Raw genomic sequence first — 15,029 nt, 5'->3', positions numbered from 1 at the left:
TAGGATGATAGATGTGAGTGATACAGTTCGTGTAGTTACATATGAAAATCCATACACTTTTCATTTACTGCCTGACTTTCAGCCCTATATGGATACTGTACATATTTGTGCTTCGAGCTCTCTGGCACAAGGAGTGAAAAGGAAGAACCGAATACTTCATGCGTATTCCATTGGGGAGCTCATGAAGAAGTTTTATCCAAGATGGAATGATACAGAACATCGTTTCAACCAATATTCGCTACTGTCTGACCTTTTGCGTGACTGGGAAGGTGAAGAGAACTCAAAAGTCATCCGTTCATTTAAACGCAATAAACTAAATCTGCTTATCACGATGAGGAATCTGACGGAAATTGGGTTAAGGCCGGATGATATCCTTGATTTTTCAAAAAAGATAGAAGAGAAGCTTTTCTGTGATGTCTGGGAGAAAATGATTCCTGGCTTTACCCCGTATATGGTAGACTCCGAGCGGAATTTGAAAGATTATGAAACTATCTTTCAGGTTTTTTTAAATGAAGATTTGCCGATCAGGAACAAAACGATCGTGCTCCATGGTTTCTATTATATATCGCCAGGACAGCATTTCGTCTTTTCAAAATGGAAGGAAGCGGGGTTCGAACTTGTATTCATTAATCTATACAATGAACAGTTTCCAGAAATCTTTTCTTTTCTGGATGAGAATTTTTCCGAAAAGTATGGATGGGCTAAACGAGATAATTGGACCTTGACGACAGATCCATCGACATTACGGAGTGAACGATTCGCCTCGGTTTTACAAGGGAATGTATTGGATGGAAAGTTCGAAGGCATCCATGAAAAATCATATGAATACATGATAGAATTTGTCGGGGATCTGGAGGATGGCGTACATTATGTTTCTCCGAGCAATGATCAGCTACAGGAACGGATTCGTGAATTTAGGCCAGAGGCTTATGAAGGAGAAAGTCATTTTCTGTCTTATCCCATCGGACAGTACCTGCTCCATTTACATTCGATTAGTAATGAGGATAAAGGTGATTATTTTTTGAACGATAAAATCCTAATGGAGTGTTTTTCCTCGGGCTGGCTCAATTATGGGACAGACAATGCCCGAGATTATACGGAGCAACTGAATGCCATCCTCCCTTATTTCAGAAATTGCGAGACCATCGATGAATGGCGCGACCAGATGTTGAGATTGCAGGCTGCCAAAAAATCTTCTTCCCGTTCGATAAGGAAGAATCAATTGAAGAAAACGGATCATTTCAAGGCGGTCAGAATCAATCCTGTATTGAGGTTCTCTTTCTTTTCCGTCACCCTGAAGGATTTAAATGTTATTAAAGGGTTCATGGAAAAGCTTATTTCTGATGCCAAATGGTTAGTGAACATCGAAAATGATCGGATTACCATCAAGACCCATTTTGACAGGGTCAAAAAGCTTCTGGATGAATCGGGTGTGAAGAATTCATTTCTAGGTTCAGTGGAAAGGGATTTGGTTAATCAGTTAGAAGGAATGCTGATGAGGCCAGTAGAAGATGGACGAACATATCATGTCAGCGATCTTGCTGAAGCCATCGTCGTCTATCTAAAGAATGGATTCGAGTTAGAATTGGAGAAAGAAAACGAAATGAACGACCAGAAAGTATCCATTCAAAGACTCGAACAATTGGATGGCCTAATCCTGTTGAATGAGGGAAAGGGGTTGCACCTTTGCGGAATGGATGAAAAGCACTTTCCAGAAGATAGTTCGCCTATGCCATGGCCGCTGTCGGAACAATTGATACAGCGATTGAATCGTCCAGCGACTGATATGTACTTATATAGAAAGGGCAATCAAGGGGCCTTTGCGAAATACCTGTTTTACTTGGCGTTATGTTATGAGGGGCAAATTTCAATTTCATGGATTAAAAATTGGGATATCCATGAGCAGTTGGAGAGGTCGGTTTATGTTCAGCTTTTAGGGTTGGAGAAAGAGGCGAATGCTGGGAAGAATAATTATCAATATATGCCGATTAACATTCAACCAAATGATATTGAGATGGCGACCGTGCAAAATAAGCTTCTGAGTTTTCCAAGGGAAGAATTCGTAGAGATGTATTTATGCCAGCGCCGATTCTACTATAGTTCCGTCGTGAATGGCTATTCTAGTTACCGATCTCCCTTTCACCAAGAGTTTCTGGTTGGGAACCTGGTGAAAATTTATGCTGCTAGCGGACAGCACAAGTCGGAAATCATAGAGATTCTCGAAGGGTTGTTTCCCTATTTGACCCGCATACGTCTCCGATTCATCGTCGAGGAAAATCTGAAGGAGTATCTTGTACAAGGAATGAGAAAATATGGGCTAGGACGTAGACTATATTATGAAAATCTTGAATATCCGATGAGCACTATGTATTTTCAGTTTCTAACACATCATGGAGCTTTTCAAAACGAAAGGTGGAAGGGCTCATTCGAATTGATGAATAACAGGAAGGTCAATAAACAGGACATGGATCAATTCATTTCTCCGAAGGATGGCCTTCTGGTTGAAGCGGCACCTTCAGAGTTATGCAAGCTCTGCCCCCATAATGAATATTGTGAGGATGCTCTATATTCGGTGGATATTTCAAAAAAAGGGTTTGATGACATTGAGTGAGTTGTTATTCGACAAGGGAACATATGAATTAAAAATAAACAAAGCTTTCGACTTACTTGAAAAGGCGATGGAGAAGGTGCCTTCCATCGAAGAGGACATTTCAGAAAAAACTGAACGATTTCTGCAGAACATCGAGTTAAGCGAGGAACAGCAAAAAGTGGCTAAAATGAATTCGACCCACCTTCTGGTAAAAGGATCTGCTGGAAGTGGGAAGAGCATCACTCTCCTGACAAGAATGATGCAGAAAATGTCGGAAGATTTCGGAAAACGATTCTTGTTTGTATCTTTCAGTCAGGAATTGGTTAAGGATGCGGGAAACAGGTTTTTTAAATCAAAATATCATGACGCGCTGCAGAAACACGGTCATGAAGTCCAATTCATGACCTTTCATGAACTAGCGTATCGATTATTAAAATCGATGGGAATCGAGGTTAAATTATTTCAAACATCCCACAGGAACCTGAATCATAAAGATAATAACACAAAAGGGATGATGCTAAGGATATTGAACCTTCTCGATACGGAAGAGTTCGAAGGTTACCCTTCCATTCACACGATAAAGAAGACAAAAAATACTGCATTTTTAATGGACGAATTCGCTTGGATGAAGGGGAATGGCTTCATCTCAAAAGATGATTATCTTACCTGTGAGCGTAAAGGGCGTGGAAAGCTGCCGAACCTTTCTGCCAAACAACGGATTACTATTTACCGCCTATTTGAGATTTATAGGGAGGAACAACAGAAAGATTTTAAAAATAGGATTGACCGGGAAGATTATGCCCTCTTAATCATGGAGAATCTTCACAAGTTGCTTAATTCGGAGAAGTTCGATCATATTTTCATAGATGAAGTGCAGGATCTTCAACCAATGCAGCTGAGATTATTGGTTGCCATTAATAAGGGAACATTGACTTTGAGTGGGGATGAAAGGCAGCGAATCTATAAAAACAGTCCCTTTTCCTATCAATCACTTGGCATAAAAGTACAAAGTGGGAACAACGTCGTATTGAAGCGTAATTGGCGGTCAACTTACCAAATCATGAAACTGGCAAACTCGTTGAATTTTAATCAATCGGATGAAGATTCCAAGTATGACGACGAGAAATATTTTCCAAGGCAGGGAGAAAAGCCACTGATTAGGGCCTTTAAATCCTATAAGGATATGCTAACCCAGGTTGGCAAACAAATCATGGACATTCGCAAGAGTAAACCGGATTCAACTTTCGCGATCATCCATCGTCAGAATGACATCCAAAAGGAACGAGATATGAAGACATTTTTTGGACGGTTTTTTAGTACAAACACTTATATCAAGAAGATAAACGTAAATAATGCGACGAGGCATGTAGAGGAACCGAAAATCTACTATCTTGAAGCTAAGGCTACAAAGGGATTGGAGTTCGACTATGTCTTTATACTGGACTTCAGCATCTTCTACTACCCGCATAAAGACGAAATAGACGATTTGGAAAAAATAAAACAATTTCGTTCCGAGGCCTTCCTTTCCGATAAAAAGGAAATTGAAGAAAAAGAAAAGCGAATCTTATATGTTTCTTTGACGAGGACGAAACAAGAGGCTTTTCTCTATTTCGTAGCTAGTGAGGATCCGGAAAAACGTATATCAACCTTTGTTAAGGATTTTTCAACAAAAGATTATATTGCTAAGGGATTTAGTAAGACTAAGGTATAAGTGGAAAAGGTGGTTAGAATATGTTCCCTTATGCTCTTCATTCCCTTATTTAATGATAGATTTGAAATATATATAAGAGTAGGAATCGAGTCAATGGGGGAAATATAAAATGAATCATTTTATAGATTAAGAGTATTGGTCTAACAGAGAGTTTTAATAATGGAGATGAACGACATGCTTGGTCAAAAGAGGAGATATTATTCTGTGGAAGCTCTCCAGCTTAACTTTGAAATCAAACAGAATACCAGTGGGATTTGTTTAATATGACCAAGGATATTTGTGAGTATCGACTTCATTATCACTTTGCGCGGAAGGCTAAATAAAAGAATCCGTCCTCAAAAAAGAGACATTCCCAAAAGGAATGTCTCCAACTCCTTATTGTTGGTTTTAATAAATGGTGTAGTAAACCGTATTCCTAGCATAAAAAGGTACTGCAGCTTAATGACCATCTCCTAACTTAGTCTTATATTTTTATTTTTTTTCGGATTGTAGGCCTAGTGCCTTCAGCAGTTAGGTTCTACAAAATGAAAAACATTTATTTGAAAAAACTTCGAAACTTCATTTCACATTAATATGGGAGCAAATTTTTGTGGATCCTAAGGGGAGTGTGGTTGCAGGCAAAATGAGGGGAGAAGCAACTATTTTTCTTGAAGGAGGTTCCTTAATTTATTAATTGCTAGTTTGTGGTTTTTAGAAACTGCCTGCTGCGAAACGTTCATTATTACTGCTATCTCTTTAAATGCCAAATTATCAACATATTTTAACTTTAGTGTTTTCTTTTGAGTATTGGTTAATTGGGAAAGAGCGTTGGCGATTTCCTTATCTGAGGTAATATCTTCGATGGTTTCGGCATCTTCATTATAAATCTTTTCATATCCTTCTTCTTTAACTTCAATCGTGTTTAACAAGGGGATAGACTTATCATTTTCAGCATTTAGAATGATAGGAAAATTTTTATTTTGATTGTTAATACTTATATCGTATTTAACTGCTGTAAAATGTATAGTTTTGGATATGAGCGATACAAAACGAATATAAAATAAATGTTTTTTGAATTCTTCATCTAATTTATTCTTATTTTTGATTGAAGGAGTACATATGGCTTTTTTATACAGTGCATAATTTTTTTCTTCTTTTAAAAAGGATTTTATAATCTTACTATTTATAAACTTTCTATTGTTATCTTCAAACTCGAAAAGTTGATTGCTGCAACAATCAGATTTAATCATTATCATCACCTCCTTTTTGTGGATAATACTGTTCTATTTTATTAGAGATTTTTGATGTCCGTTGAACTAAATCAATCAGAAAATCTCTGTCTTCATTGGAGAGTGAGTTGTCATCTAAACATTTTGTGATAAATGTTTGTGTATTTCTTACTTCGCAAAAACACTTGAAAATATTAGGATTCATTTCCTCTCACCTCGAATATTATTTCCTAATTCCACAATAGCTTTTTCAAGCTTTTCCAACTTTTTTTCGAACCTAATAAAAAGATATAAGGCAACAAAGATTGGAAATCCGAAATTACCAATTATATTAACAAGGGTCGTGTAAGTTTCCATATAAGATCCCCTCCATTTTATTTCTTTTTGTAATATTTAGTTTGAAACTCAAAAAATCCTGGAGTTTTATCAACGTCGTATCTATTAATGATTTTAATAATCAAAATAACTAATTCTTGAGTTAAATCTTCTCTTTCTTGTTGTTTTGTTTGAAATAATGATTTTAGAATCTTAGGTTGAAATAAAAAGATAACCGGCTCTAAGTTATGAGGTTTAGACTTAGCTTCACTCACCAATTCATATAAATCTTTATTCATTTTATATCCTCCTTAACATCTATAACATTGTTTGTCATTTAGTTAAATAATACTTTAATTGGTTATTTGCTCCTATTTTTTAAAAAGAAATAATTGGAGCATATGTTTGTTAATGTTCCTTTTTTAACCTAGGGATAATAGGATAGTTTACAGCTCAAATGGGTAGTAATCGGGATTTGAAAATATAACTATCCACATTGCCATTGTTTCCAGCAGCACAACCAGAATATTAGAATTTTCCCCCTTCTCTTCTTAAAGTCCGAAAGTCACAAATAAAACAACCATTTTAGTGATTTTCTTAATTTAGTTTTTTAGTATTTTAAAACTAGAAAAAGAGACTGTCTAAACTAGACAGTCTCTGAAAATTATTTTGGACATTCTTTTGGTCTTGCAGCACCTGGAACACACATTCTGCAGGTCCATGCAGCACCTACAACTGCAACTGCACATACTGCACATACAATACAAGAAAGTGGATTTAGACAGGTACAGCACGCACCAAGACAACTTCCATATATTATTAAACAACTATTCCAAGTAGAACATCCTAATTGTTTGTTCATACATGCTGCCCATGATAGAGAACAAGAACCTGCCTGGATTGTTACGATTTCTCCATTTTCATGAACAAATATTCTTTCATTACCAATTAAAATAACTGGTTTCATATTACTTTCATCAATAGATAGCATACCAACTAAATTTTCCTTTTGGTATAAAGGAATAGAAAACATACTTAGGGAGTCTGAAAGTACTTTACCTTCTTTATCTTCTAAATACTTGGTGTTCTGAATTACATACTCTTCATCATTGTTTAGAGTATAACCATCTTTAGTAATGTGCTTTGATAGTTTGTTAAATTCCTCATTTGAATTAGCAAGTTTACGAAGATCTGCTAATAGCTTATCATCTGTCGTTTTAGTTGCAACGTTATAAAGGTAGGACCCATTTACTTCGGTGTAATGTACTTCACCATCTAATCCTTCGTGTGTTTTCACAGGAATAGTAAATTGCTTACCAATCGTACTTTCCATTTTTGCAACTTTGCCTTCATTTAACACAGAATAATCAATTTCGTTTGCCTGCAACTTACCAAAGTCAGCTGCAAGATTAAATTGGGAGGTTACTTTTTCCTGGATTTTCTCTTTAAACGATTGTTTTTCTAGCGCATTTAAAGATAATGGTTTAATGATTGTCATTTAAAATCCTCCTTATAATTTTTTACCTTACAATTCTATAAGGGAGGATTTACTAACTTTTTTACAACCTATATGAAATTTTATTTGGATTAGTGTACAAAGCGTTGCACAATTTGAGAAATCATAAAAACCAACAAACTTGAAATAATAGCTCCGACCAAAATATTATAGCCTGAAATGAAATCATTATAGAATCCAATTGTTCCAATCAATAAAAAAATCAGAATAAAAACATATGATATAGAGAGAGAAACTAAAATTTTACGAAAAACACGTTGATCTGCAACAACGTAACTATCGTTCCAATTATCGTTTTTTTTCTTGACTAAGAAATTAATTACTTGATAACCCATAACAAGAGAAGCTATCCCCCACATAATCCAGAAATTACTTCCTGTTTCATCTACAAAAATTGAATAACATGAATATCCAAAGCCTAAGAACAAGCACATATAACCAACTAAAAGCATCCACTTTTTCAAACGCATAAAGGTCCCTCCTGAATTTAATCTGTTTTTTCTTCTAAAAAGAATAATTTATCGATTGGTTCATTTAATACAGCAGAGAGCATTAAAACAATTCCTATTGAGGGTTCATATTTTTGTTTTTCCAAAGCAACAATGGTTTGTCTGTGTACACCTATTCGATCCGAAAGTTCTTCTTGAGTAAAATCATGTAATCTTCGAAAATATCTCACGTTGTTTTTTACTTTTCCTCTTTTCAAATTCTCCACCTCTTATGTATAGTATTATATACAAAATGGATTGAAAATAATACATTTTAAAGAATAAAAGGAATTGAATTGGAGATAAAGAGAAAAAAATAGAGTATATAATAGTTGGTTTAAAGTGTTAGACAAGAAGATAAAAATAATAAGCAGGTCGTGCCAGACCTATATCATCAAAAGAAAGAGACATCCCACCCGGGATGTCTCTTCTCTTCATAAACTTATCACACTCATCATCCCTTCATGCGTAGCTTCCTCTATCGTCCGTGGTCCCAGGCAATCCCCAATCTGTTTCACAATAGGTGCATTGCCTTTCATTTCTTCGAATAGTTCTGTGTTGGGTATGCGGCCAAGGGAGAGGACGATGGAGTCCCAATTGGTTAGTTCTTGTTTTTGTTGGGTGAATAGGTTCCGGATGATGACGTGATTTTCTTTGATTGCCCCGATGTCGTAGTGGGGTAGGAGTGTGACGTTTAGGTTGTATAGTTTTTTTAGGTATTCGTTCCTGAGATATTGGTGGACGGTTTCACCGATGTGCAGTCGTGATGATATGAGTGTGACTTGGTGGCCTTTTTCGGCTAGGTAGATGGCTGCTTCCATGCCGGGCCAGTCACCGCCAAAGTCGAATACGAGTACGTTTTCCCCGACTTTTTTGGTTGAGCTGTAGAGGTCATCGCTCATGATGATGCGCGGGTCATCGATTCCTTCGATGGCTGGTGTATAGGGCCTTGAGCCGGTTGCACAGATGATGGCGTCCGGGTTCGTTTCGGATATTTCCTGGGCGGTGGCTGTTTTGCCTAATTGCACATTTATATTACTTCTCATTAGTTTCCGGGAGTAGTTATCGAGCATCGATTCCGCGAGTTCGTGCCTCATGGGTGCTTTGCGCATGGTGCGGAGCAGTCCGCCGATTGATTTGCTTTGATCAATCAGTGTAACGGAATGACCTAGTGAATCCGCGGTTATGGCTGCTTGTAATCCGCCGGGTCCTGCGCCGATGACGAGGACATTTTGTTTGCTTCTCTTTTTCTTTAATTCTGGCAATATCCATGCCTCTTTACCTGTTGTTGGGTTTTGGACACAGCCAATCGGCAGTCCTTTATGATAGTGACCGATACAGGCTTGTAAACAGCCGATGCATGCATCGATAGCCTGCAGGTCGCCGCTTTTTGCTTTGTTGGGCATGTCTGGGTCGACGATTAAGGCCCTGGTCATTCCGACGACATCGGCTTTTCCGGTTGATACGATCTGCTCCGCTTCAACGGGGTCGACGATTCGATTGCCAACAAAGACCGGTACGGCTCCTGCCATCCTGATTTTGAATCCATGTGGAGATAGGTATGCGTGCTTTATCGGTGATGGCGGCACGATATGGGTTGATCCCTCGAAGGTACTTGAATCTCCGGCTGTGACATTGATGAAATCCAATCGGACTTTTTCCGCGAGATATTCGACGATTTGCACGGAATCCTTCATCGTAGTCCCGTCCATCGTCAGTTCATCTGAGCTCATGCGAATGCCGACGGTAAAGTCTTCCCCGACTCTTTCCCATACCTTCTCCAATATTTCCACGATGAATCGCATCCGATTTTCGAATGATCCGCCATAGAGATCCGTACGTTTATTTGTATGCTGTGACCAAAACTGGGCAGGAAGATATCCGTGTGAACAGCAAATTTCGACTCCATCCAGTCCGCCTTCCTTTGCCAGCTGTGCTGAATGGGCGAACCCTTCAATCACGCCTTCAATATCCTCTAAGCTCATTGGTTTTGGCATCACGCCAAAGCGCAGGCTGGGAACGGCGGATGGCGCCCATGCCGCATTTCGGTAGTCGCTCGATACGACTTCTCGTCCGCCATGGAATAGCTGCGAGAAAACCTTCGTTCCATACTTATGGAGCGTTTCGGAAAGCTCTTTGTAGGCATCGACAATTCTTTGGTCATAGCCTGCGATCGTTTTGGATGTAAGCATGCCGGATGGATGTACCGATGCCGCTTCAAGGATGATCAATCCGACGCCCCCTTTAGCACGGGCTTCATGATAGGCGACCATATCCGAAGTGGGAATTCCGTCCGTGACATGATTTGTTTGATGTGCTGTACTTAAGATCCGGTTTTTTAATTCAGTAGCACCGATCGTTAATTGGGTAAACAGATTCTTGAATTGAGCCATATCCATGACCACTCCCTAATGTTAGATAGAATGAGAGCATAGAGGGCATCCGCCTCTACCTATCCCTATACAGGTTCAATATGCAATAACCATGCCGTTTGGGGGAATGTGGTTTCATAATCGTTTTTTTACTTGGATAAAGAGGGTATGGCTCATGGATATAGTATTTTATATATAGATAACTGAACTTTTTTTGGAAAGTGGTGATTCATAAAAGGTTCAGTTCTGAATTTGTTGATTTAGAGACATTCGTCGCTTATGAAAATGATACTTATTTCTTTTCGTATAAAAAAGTGAAACAAAATCGGTTCGAAATCAAATATGGGGTGATGTGATGGAAGTAAAAAAGGAATCACTAATTGTGTTTTCCGATATTTCTATTTTGGATGTAAAATCCTTGCTGAAAATTAATTCCTCACCATTTATTGTCATGAAAAATCACTTGGAGATCCTCGGCATATTGGAGGAAGGTTTCTTTTTGAAGAGATTGGATAGCGATGGTCAAAATCAGGAAATCACGGCTTATCTTAATACATCGTTTGTCGTCGTTGATGATTTAGATAAGCTAAGTGAAGAGGATATGAGCACCTATGATTTTGTGATTCAACATGGCGATAACCAATATAGATGCCATCCGATTTCCGAAGTCAGGGAAATGCTGCTTAAAAAGAAGATGAAGAGCTTAATCAGTCTAAATGAATCACTGCAGAAAGAGCTGGAGGTGACAAGAAAGAAGGTAAAAGAGCTAACGCAAATCCTGGATTCCAGCTATGATGAAATTTTCGTGACGGATGCGAATGGGGATACGTTATTCGTGAGTGAAGCGTGCAAGAAGCTTACAGGGCTGCCGCCGGAGGCCTTTATTAATAAGAACATTAATGAGTTGGTTGAAAAGGGACTGATCGTCAATTCGGTTACATTAAAAACGATGAAAACGAAAGCGATCCATTCGGCGGAGCAAACCTATCCGCATGGATTGACTGTATTCAGCACAGCGAAGCCGATTTTTGATGAGGAGGGGAACTTGTATAGAATCGTTTCGAACTCCAGGGATATCACGGAATTGGTTGAGATGAAGAGTCAATTGAACAGAGTGAACCTTAGGAACCAGCGGGCCCAGCATGAAAATTCGAGAACCGTTTCGTTCAATAACTTCATTACAAATTCGGATAAGATGGTAAAGGTTTTTGAGTTAGCTGAAAAAGTCGCTCCGATGGATTCATCGATCTTCATCCATGGAGAAACCGGAGTCGGAAAAGGGGTTTTAGCAAGGGTCATTCACGATCTCAGCGGCAGAAAGGATAAGAATTTCATTCAAGTGAATTGCGGCGCGATTCCATCGGCTTTAATTGAGTCCGAGCTATTTGGCTACGAAAGCGGCGCATTTACGGGAGCTAATAAGCACGGGAAAATGGGGCTTGTTGAGAGTGCTGATGGCGGCACGTTGTTTCTTGATGAAATCGGGGAAATGCCGCTCGACATTCAAGTGAAAATCCTGCATTTGGTCCAGGACAGAACATTCATGAAGGTGGGAGGAACGAAGGAGAAAAAGGTGAATATCCGCATCATATCCGCTACGAATAAAGACTTGAAGCAAATGATCAAGAACAATCAGTTCCGCGAAGATCTATATTATCGGCTGCATGTCGTTCCCATGGAAATACCGCAGCTGCGTGAGCGGAAGGAAGATATCTTATTATTAACCGATTATTTTCTGAAGAAATTCAATGAAAAATACGGTCAATCCATCACGATTGATGATCATTCCAAGTTAATTCTGCAGCTGCAGGATTACCCGGGCAATGTTCGGGAGTTGGAAAATGTAATAGAACAAATCGTCGTGACGGCCAGGAAGCCTATCGTAACGATAGAGGATTTGCCTTCCGATTTAACCTACAAAGATACGGCACTAGTCAATTTAACAGGAATCATTCCCTTGAAAAAAGCGTTAGAGGAAACGGAAAAGCAATTATTGTCACAGGCCCTTTCCACCTATAAATCAACCAGAAAAATGGCCAAGGCCCTGGAGGTCAGCCAAACGACGATCATGCGCAAACTTGGCAAATACCAATTTACCTATCAGGACGATTAATAATAAATTAACCTCCGTTGAAATCTGAATATTCAAAAACTTGGTATGGATATTGCATATTTAATGATTGATTATTTCTATTTTGATAAGGGGGTCAAGAAATGGGTGAGCTGATTTTCTCTTTAAGCTATGGAGGTTCCTTAATTGTCATGGGGTGGATCACGAAGGTTTTCCTAGTAAGAATGAAAAGAAATCAAGAAGAAATAAAAGCAAAAGATCCGATTGAAAAGGTGGGGATGTAAGTGGCCTTTCTCCTTGGTATTATCATATCCTTTTGTGTATACGTCTCGATTGGCATCTTTTTATTCAGGAAAGTGAAAAGCTCAGAGGAATACTATGTTTCTGGACGAAGCGGAAACACATTGATGATTACGGGTACGCTTGTTGCCTCTTTCCTAAGTACGGTATCCTTCATGGGAGAAGCGGGATTTTCCTATGAAGGGTATCCGATCCTGCTGCTTATCCTCGTTATTTTTAATGCAAGCGGCTATATATTCGGAGTGTTCCTGTTTGGCAGGTATTTAAGAAGAAGCAAATCATTGACCGTTCCTGAATTTTTTGGTAACCGCTTTCATTCTAAGAAGGTAAGGCTGGCGGCTGCGATCACGACGATTCTTGGAATCGCTGCATACTTGGTTGCCGTTACTCAAGGGGCAGCCGTGTTATTGGCCGAGGTTTCGGGTGTTTCCTATCCAATGGCCCTAGTGATCATGTGGGTCGTGTATTCATCCTTCACCATTCTTTCAGGTGCGAAGGGAGTCATGGTCAATGATACGGTGATGTTCTTTTTATTCTCGATCGCAACGTATCTTAGTTTTCCTTATATCATCAAATCCGCAGGCGGGTTTCCTGATGCCGTTACGAAAGCGGCAAACCTGGCTGAACGACCTGATTTATTAAGCTGGCATGGCATTACCGGACCTGCCGCAACGATGGGCACTCCTTGGGAAGCATTGGCCTGGGCCGTCATCATGGGCTTGGTCTGGGGCATTGTCATTGCGGTGAGTCCATGGCAAAGCAGCCGATATTTAATGGCAAAAAATGAACACGTAGCCATCCGGGCCGGCGTTTGGGCAACGATATCCATTTTGACCGTCTATTTATTCCTTCATATCAGCATATCGACAATCACCACCATTAAAGCGGATATCGCTCCGACGGAAAAGGTATTCATTTGGGCAGCGATGAATATTGTCCCGACATGGCTTGGAGTCATCATCGTCAGCGGCATCATGGCTGCGGCCTTATCATCCTGTTCGAGCTTCCTGCAGATTATAGGAAGCAGCATTACACGGGATATCATGGAACAATCACGGAAAAAGGAATACACAGATCATCATCTATTACGGGCCAGCCGCATATCCATGGTCGTGATCAGCTTGATCATTCTATTGATTGGCTTGTTCCAGCCGCCTGCCGTCATGTGGATCGGCTACTTTGCGGCTACACTATTTGCGGCATCATGGGGACCGATTGCCATATCAAGCGTATTCTCAAAGAAGGTAACGAAAGAAGGCGCCTTTTGGAGCATCGTATTCGGCTTCGTTGGCGTCATTCTCGGAGAGAGTCTCGGCATGTTCGGAATCAGCCTTCCCGTTTACCTTAATCCTGTCATCATTGGTTTAATCTTAAGCATAGGCGCACTTATCATTGGCTCCAAGTATGGAACGATCACCATCGAAGAAAGGGAGTTTCAAGCAAATATCCTTCAAACCCCGATTGAAATAGACGAGCAAAAAGAAATGAACATCACCCGCAGATACCCAGCCTATTTAATGATCAGCGGCGTCATGATCATCATGGTTACACTAGTGTTTTATTATTGGCCGATCAATATGAATTGAATGAGATGGCAGGGGGAATCCCCTGTCGTTTTTTTTGTAACTAGCTAAATTTAAAACTATGTATCACTATGACTATTTTCCCTCACCTTCTAAAGAAGAGTCTGAACATAACGATATCGCAGATGATATTTCTCAAACAAACAAAAACGACAATAAACAAACAGTGATACTTGAAATCGAATCGAAATAATATTTAAAAAGAGCGACTGCATTAATTAGCAATCGCTCTTTTATTTTTTTACCTAGTTCTATAGTAATTTTCAGCTGTGTATATAGGCCAGCTCCAAAACACTTCACCTTGTGAAATAATGTAGCGGTCTAAAAAGATTTCAAAATTAAGATTTAGAGATGAAAGTTCTGTGAATTCCATAATACTAAGGTAATTTGGATTCCCACCCTTTAGTTTTTCGGTATCAAGTATTAGATAACAATCATTCAACAGATGTGCAATCGGAATCCCATGTTCACTTAAATATTCAATTTCTTGATACTCTTTTATTTCGTCCAAACTAAATATCTCAAGACCGCCTCCTATGTTAATACCGTCGTCATCGACTGATTCATATATTTTTGCCCCATTATGTAGGGTTAATAATGCCTTGTAGTCTTCAGGAAGCTTGATATCGTGTTCACTTTCAAACATTTCAACTTCAGTTGTCTTTATTGGAGCGTTAAAAGAACATGAAACGGTATAGACTTCCCCTTCCTCTGATATTGTCTTCATTTGTTCGTTGTTATCCAACAATTTTTTAAGTCCAGATAGGGTGTTATGTACAAAATGACTCAATTCACTAATCCCCTCCATTATTAATTTTGAAGCCCGCCAGAGTTACTGTTTGTTGATGGAGTCATCTTGGCAATGGAAATAAATT

Annotated in this window: 13 protein-coding genes; 5 read left to right on the top strand and 8 right to left on the bottom strand. The window is 39.2% G+C overall.

Annotated features, from left to right (window positions below):
* Window positions 1–13 precede the first annotated feature (13 nt).
* Both MKX49_RS19595 and MKX49_RS19590 read left to right on the top strand, forming a co-directional pair.
* Window positions 14–2,611 (top strand): hypothetical protein, encoded by a 2,598-nt coding sequence (locus MKX49_RS19595; RefSeq protein ID WP_340877431.1) that lies wholly within the window; start codon window positions 14–16, stop codon window positions 2,609–2,611.
* Entirely contained in the window at window positions 2,604–4,301 is a 1,698-nt protein-coding gene (locus tag MKX49_RS19590; RefSeq protein ID WP_340877430.1) for a UvrD-helicase domain-containing protein, read from the top strand. The genes MKX49_RS19595 and MKX49_RS19590 overlap by 8 nt, the downstream gene beginning before the upstream one ends.
* 638 nt (window positions 4,302–4,939) lie before the next feature.
* On the opposite strand, the gene MKX49_RS19585 is transcribed toward MKX49_RS19590, so the two are convergent.
* The 7 genes from MKX49_RS19585 to MKX49_RS19555 all read right to left on the bottom strand — a co-directional run bounded on the left by MKX49_RS19585 (window position 4,940) and on the right by MKX49_RS19555 (window position 10,221).
* A complete protein-coding gene (locus MKX49_RS19585) occupies window positions 4,940–5,530 on the bottom strand; it encodes a sigma-70 family RNA polymerase sigma factor (protein WP_340877429.1) in 591 nt (196 codons plus the stop codon).
* A 180-nt stretch (window positions 5,531–5,710) separates the two neighbouring features.
* Complete coding sequence (locus MKX49_RS19580; protein ID WP_072273495.1) at window positions 5,711–5,866, bottom strand: YvrJ family protein; 156 nt, start codon at window positions 5,864–5,866, stop codon at window positions 5,711–5,713.
* A gap of 17 nt (window positions 5,867–5,883) precedes the next feature.
* Window positions 5,884–6,123 (bottom strand): hypothetical protein, encoded by a 240-nt coding sequence (locus MKX49_RS19575; RefSeq protein WP_340877428.1) that lies wholly within the window; start codon window positions 6,121–6,123, stop codon window positions 5,884–5,886.
* 365 nt (window positions 6,124–6,488) lie between these two features.
* Window positions 6,489–7,322 carry a hypothetical protein gene (locus tag MKX49_RS19570; protein WP_340877427.1) on the bottom strand — a complete coding sequence of 278 codons (834 nt, stop codon included), beginning with the start codon at window positions 7,320–7,322 and terminating at the stop codon, window positions 6,489–6,491.
* A gap of 89 nt (window positions 7,323–7,411) precedes the next feature.
* The gene (locus MKX49_RS19565; protein WP_098937317.1) at window positions 7,412–7,810 is read right to left on the bottom strand and encodes a hypothetical protein; all 399 of its coding nucleotides are present in this window, start codon (window positions 7,808–7,810) and stop codon (window positions 7,412–7,414) included.
* Between the two features lie 17 nt (window positions 7,811–7,827).
* Window positions 7,828–8,055 carry a helix-turn-helix transcriptional regulator gene (locus tag MKX49_RS19560; RefSeq protein ID WP_226990532.1) on the bottom strand — a complete coding sequence of 76 codons (228 nt, stop codon included), beginning with the start codon at window positions 8,053–8,055 and terminating at the stop codon, window positions 7,828–7,830.
* Between the two features lie 207 nt (window positions 8,056–8,262).
* Window positions 8,263–10,221, bottom strand: coding sequence for an oxidoreductase (locus tag MKX49_RS19555; protein WP_340877425.1), 1,959 nt, complete (start codon window positions 10,219–10,221; stop codon window positions 8,263–8,265).
* Window positions 10,222–10,555: 334 nt separating this feature from the next.
* Between MKX49_RS19555 and MKX49_RS19550 the strand changes: the two genes are divergently transcribed.
* The 3 genes from MKX49_RS19550 (at window position 10,556) to MKX49_RS19540 (ending at window position 14,157) form a co-directional block, all read left to right on the top strand.
* Window positions 10,556–12,313: a sigma-54 interaction domain-containing protein gene (locus MKX49_RS19550; protein WP_340877424.1), complete on the top strand. Its 1,758-nt coding sequence runs from the start codon at window positions 10,556–10,558 to the stop codon at window positions 12,311–12,313.
* A gap of 101 nt (window positions 12,314–12,414) precedes the next feature.
* Window positions 12,415–12,555 (top strand): hypothetical protein, encoded by a 141-nt coding sequence (locus MKX49_RS19545; protein WP_153246165.1) that lies wholly within the window; start codon window positions 12,415–12,417, stop codon window positions 12,553–12,555.
* Window positions 12,556–14,157: a sodium:solute symporter family protein gene (locus MKX49_RS19540; RefSeq protein WP_106026166.1), complete on the top strand. Its 1,602-nt coding sequence runs from the start codon at window positions 12,556–12,558 to the stop codon at window positions 14,155–14,157.
* 238 nt (window positions 14,158–14,395) lie between these two features.
* Here MKX49_RS19540 and MKX49_RS19535 read toward each other — a convergent pair whose 3' ends face one another.
* Window positions 14,396–14,944 (bottom strand): SMI1/KNR4 family protein, encoded by a 549-nt coding sequence (locus tag MKX49_RS19535; RefSeq protein WP_340877422.1) that lies wholly within the window; start codon window positions 14,942–14,944, stop codon window positions 14,396–14,398.
* Between the last annotated feature and the right edge of the window lie 85 nt (window positions 14,945–15,029).

This window comes from Peribacillus sp. FSL M8-0224 (assembly GCF_038003055.1).
GTDB classification, from domain to species: domain Bacteria; phylum Bacillota; class Bacilli; order Bacillales; family DSM-1321; genus Peribacillus; species Peribacillus frigoritolerans.
The sequence above is the reverse complement of the archived record's forward strand: the minus strand, read 5'-3'. Positions and strand labels throughout refer to the sequence as shown.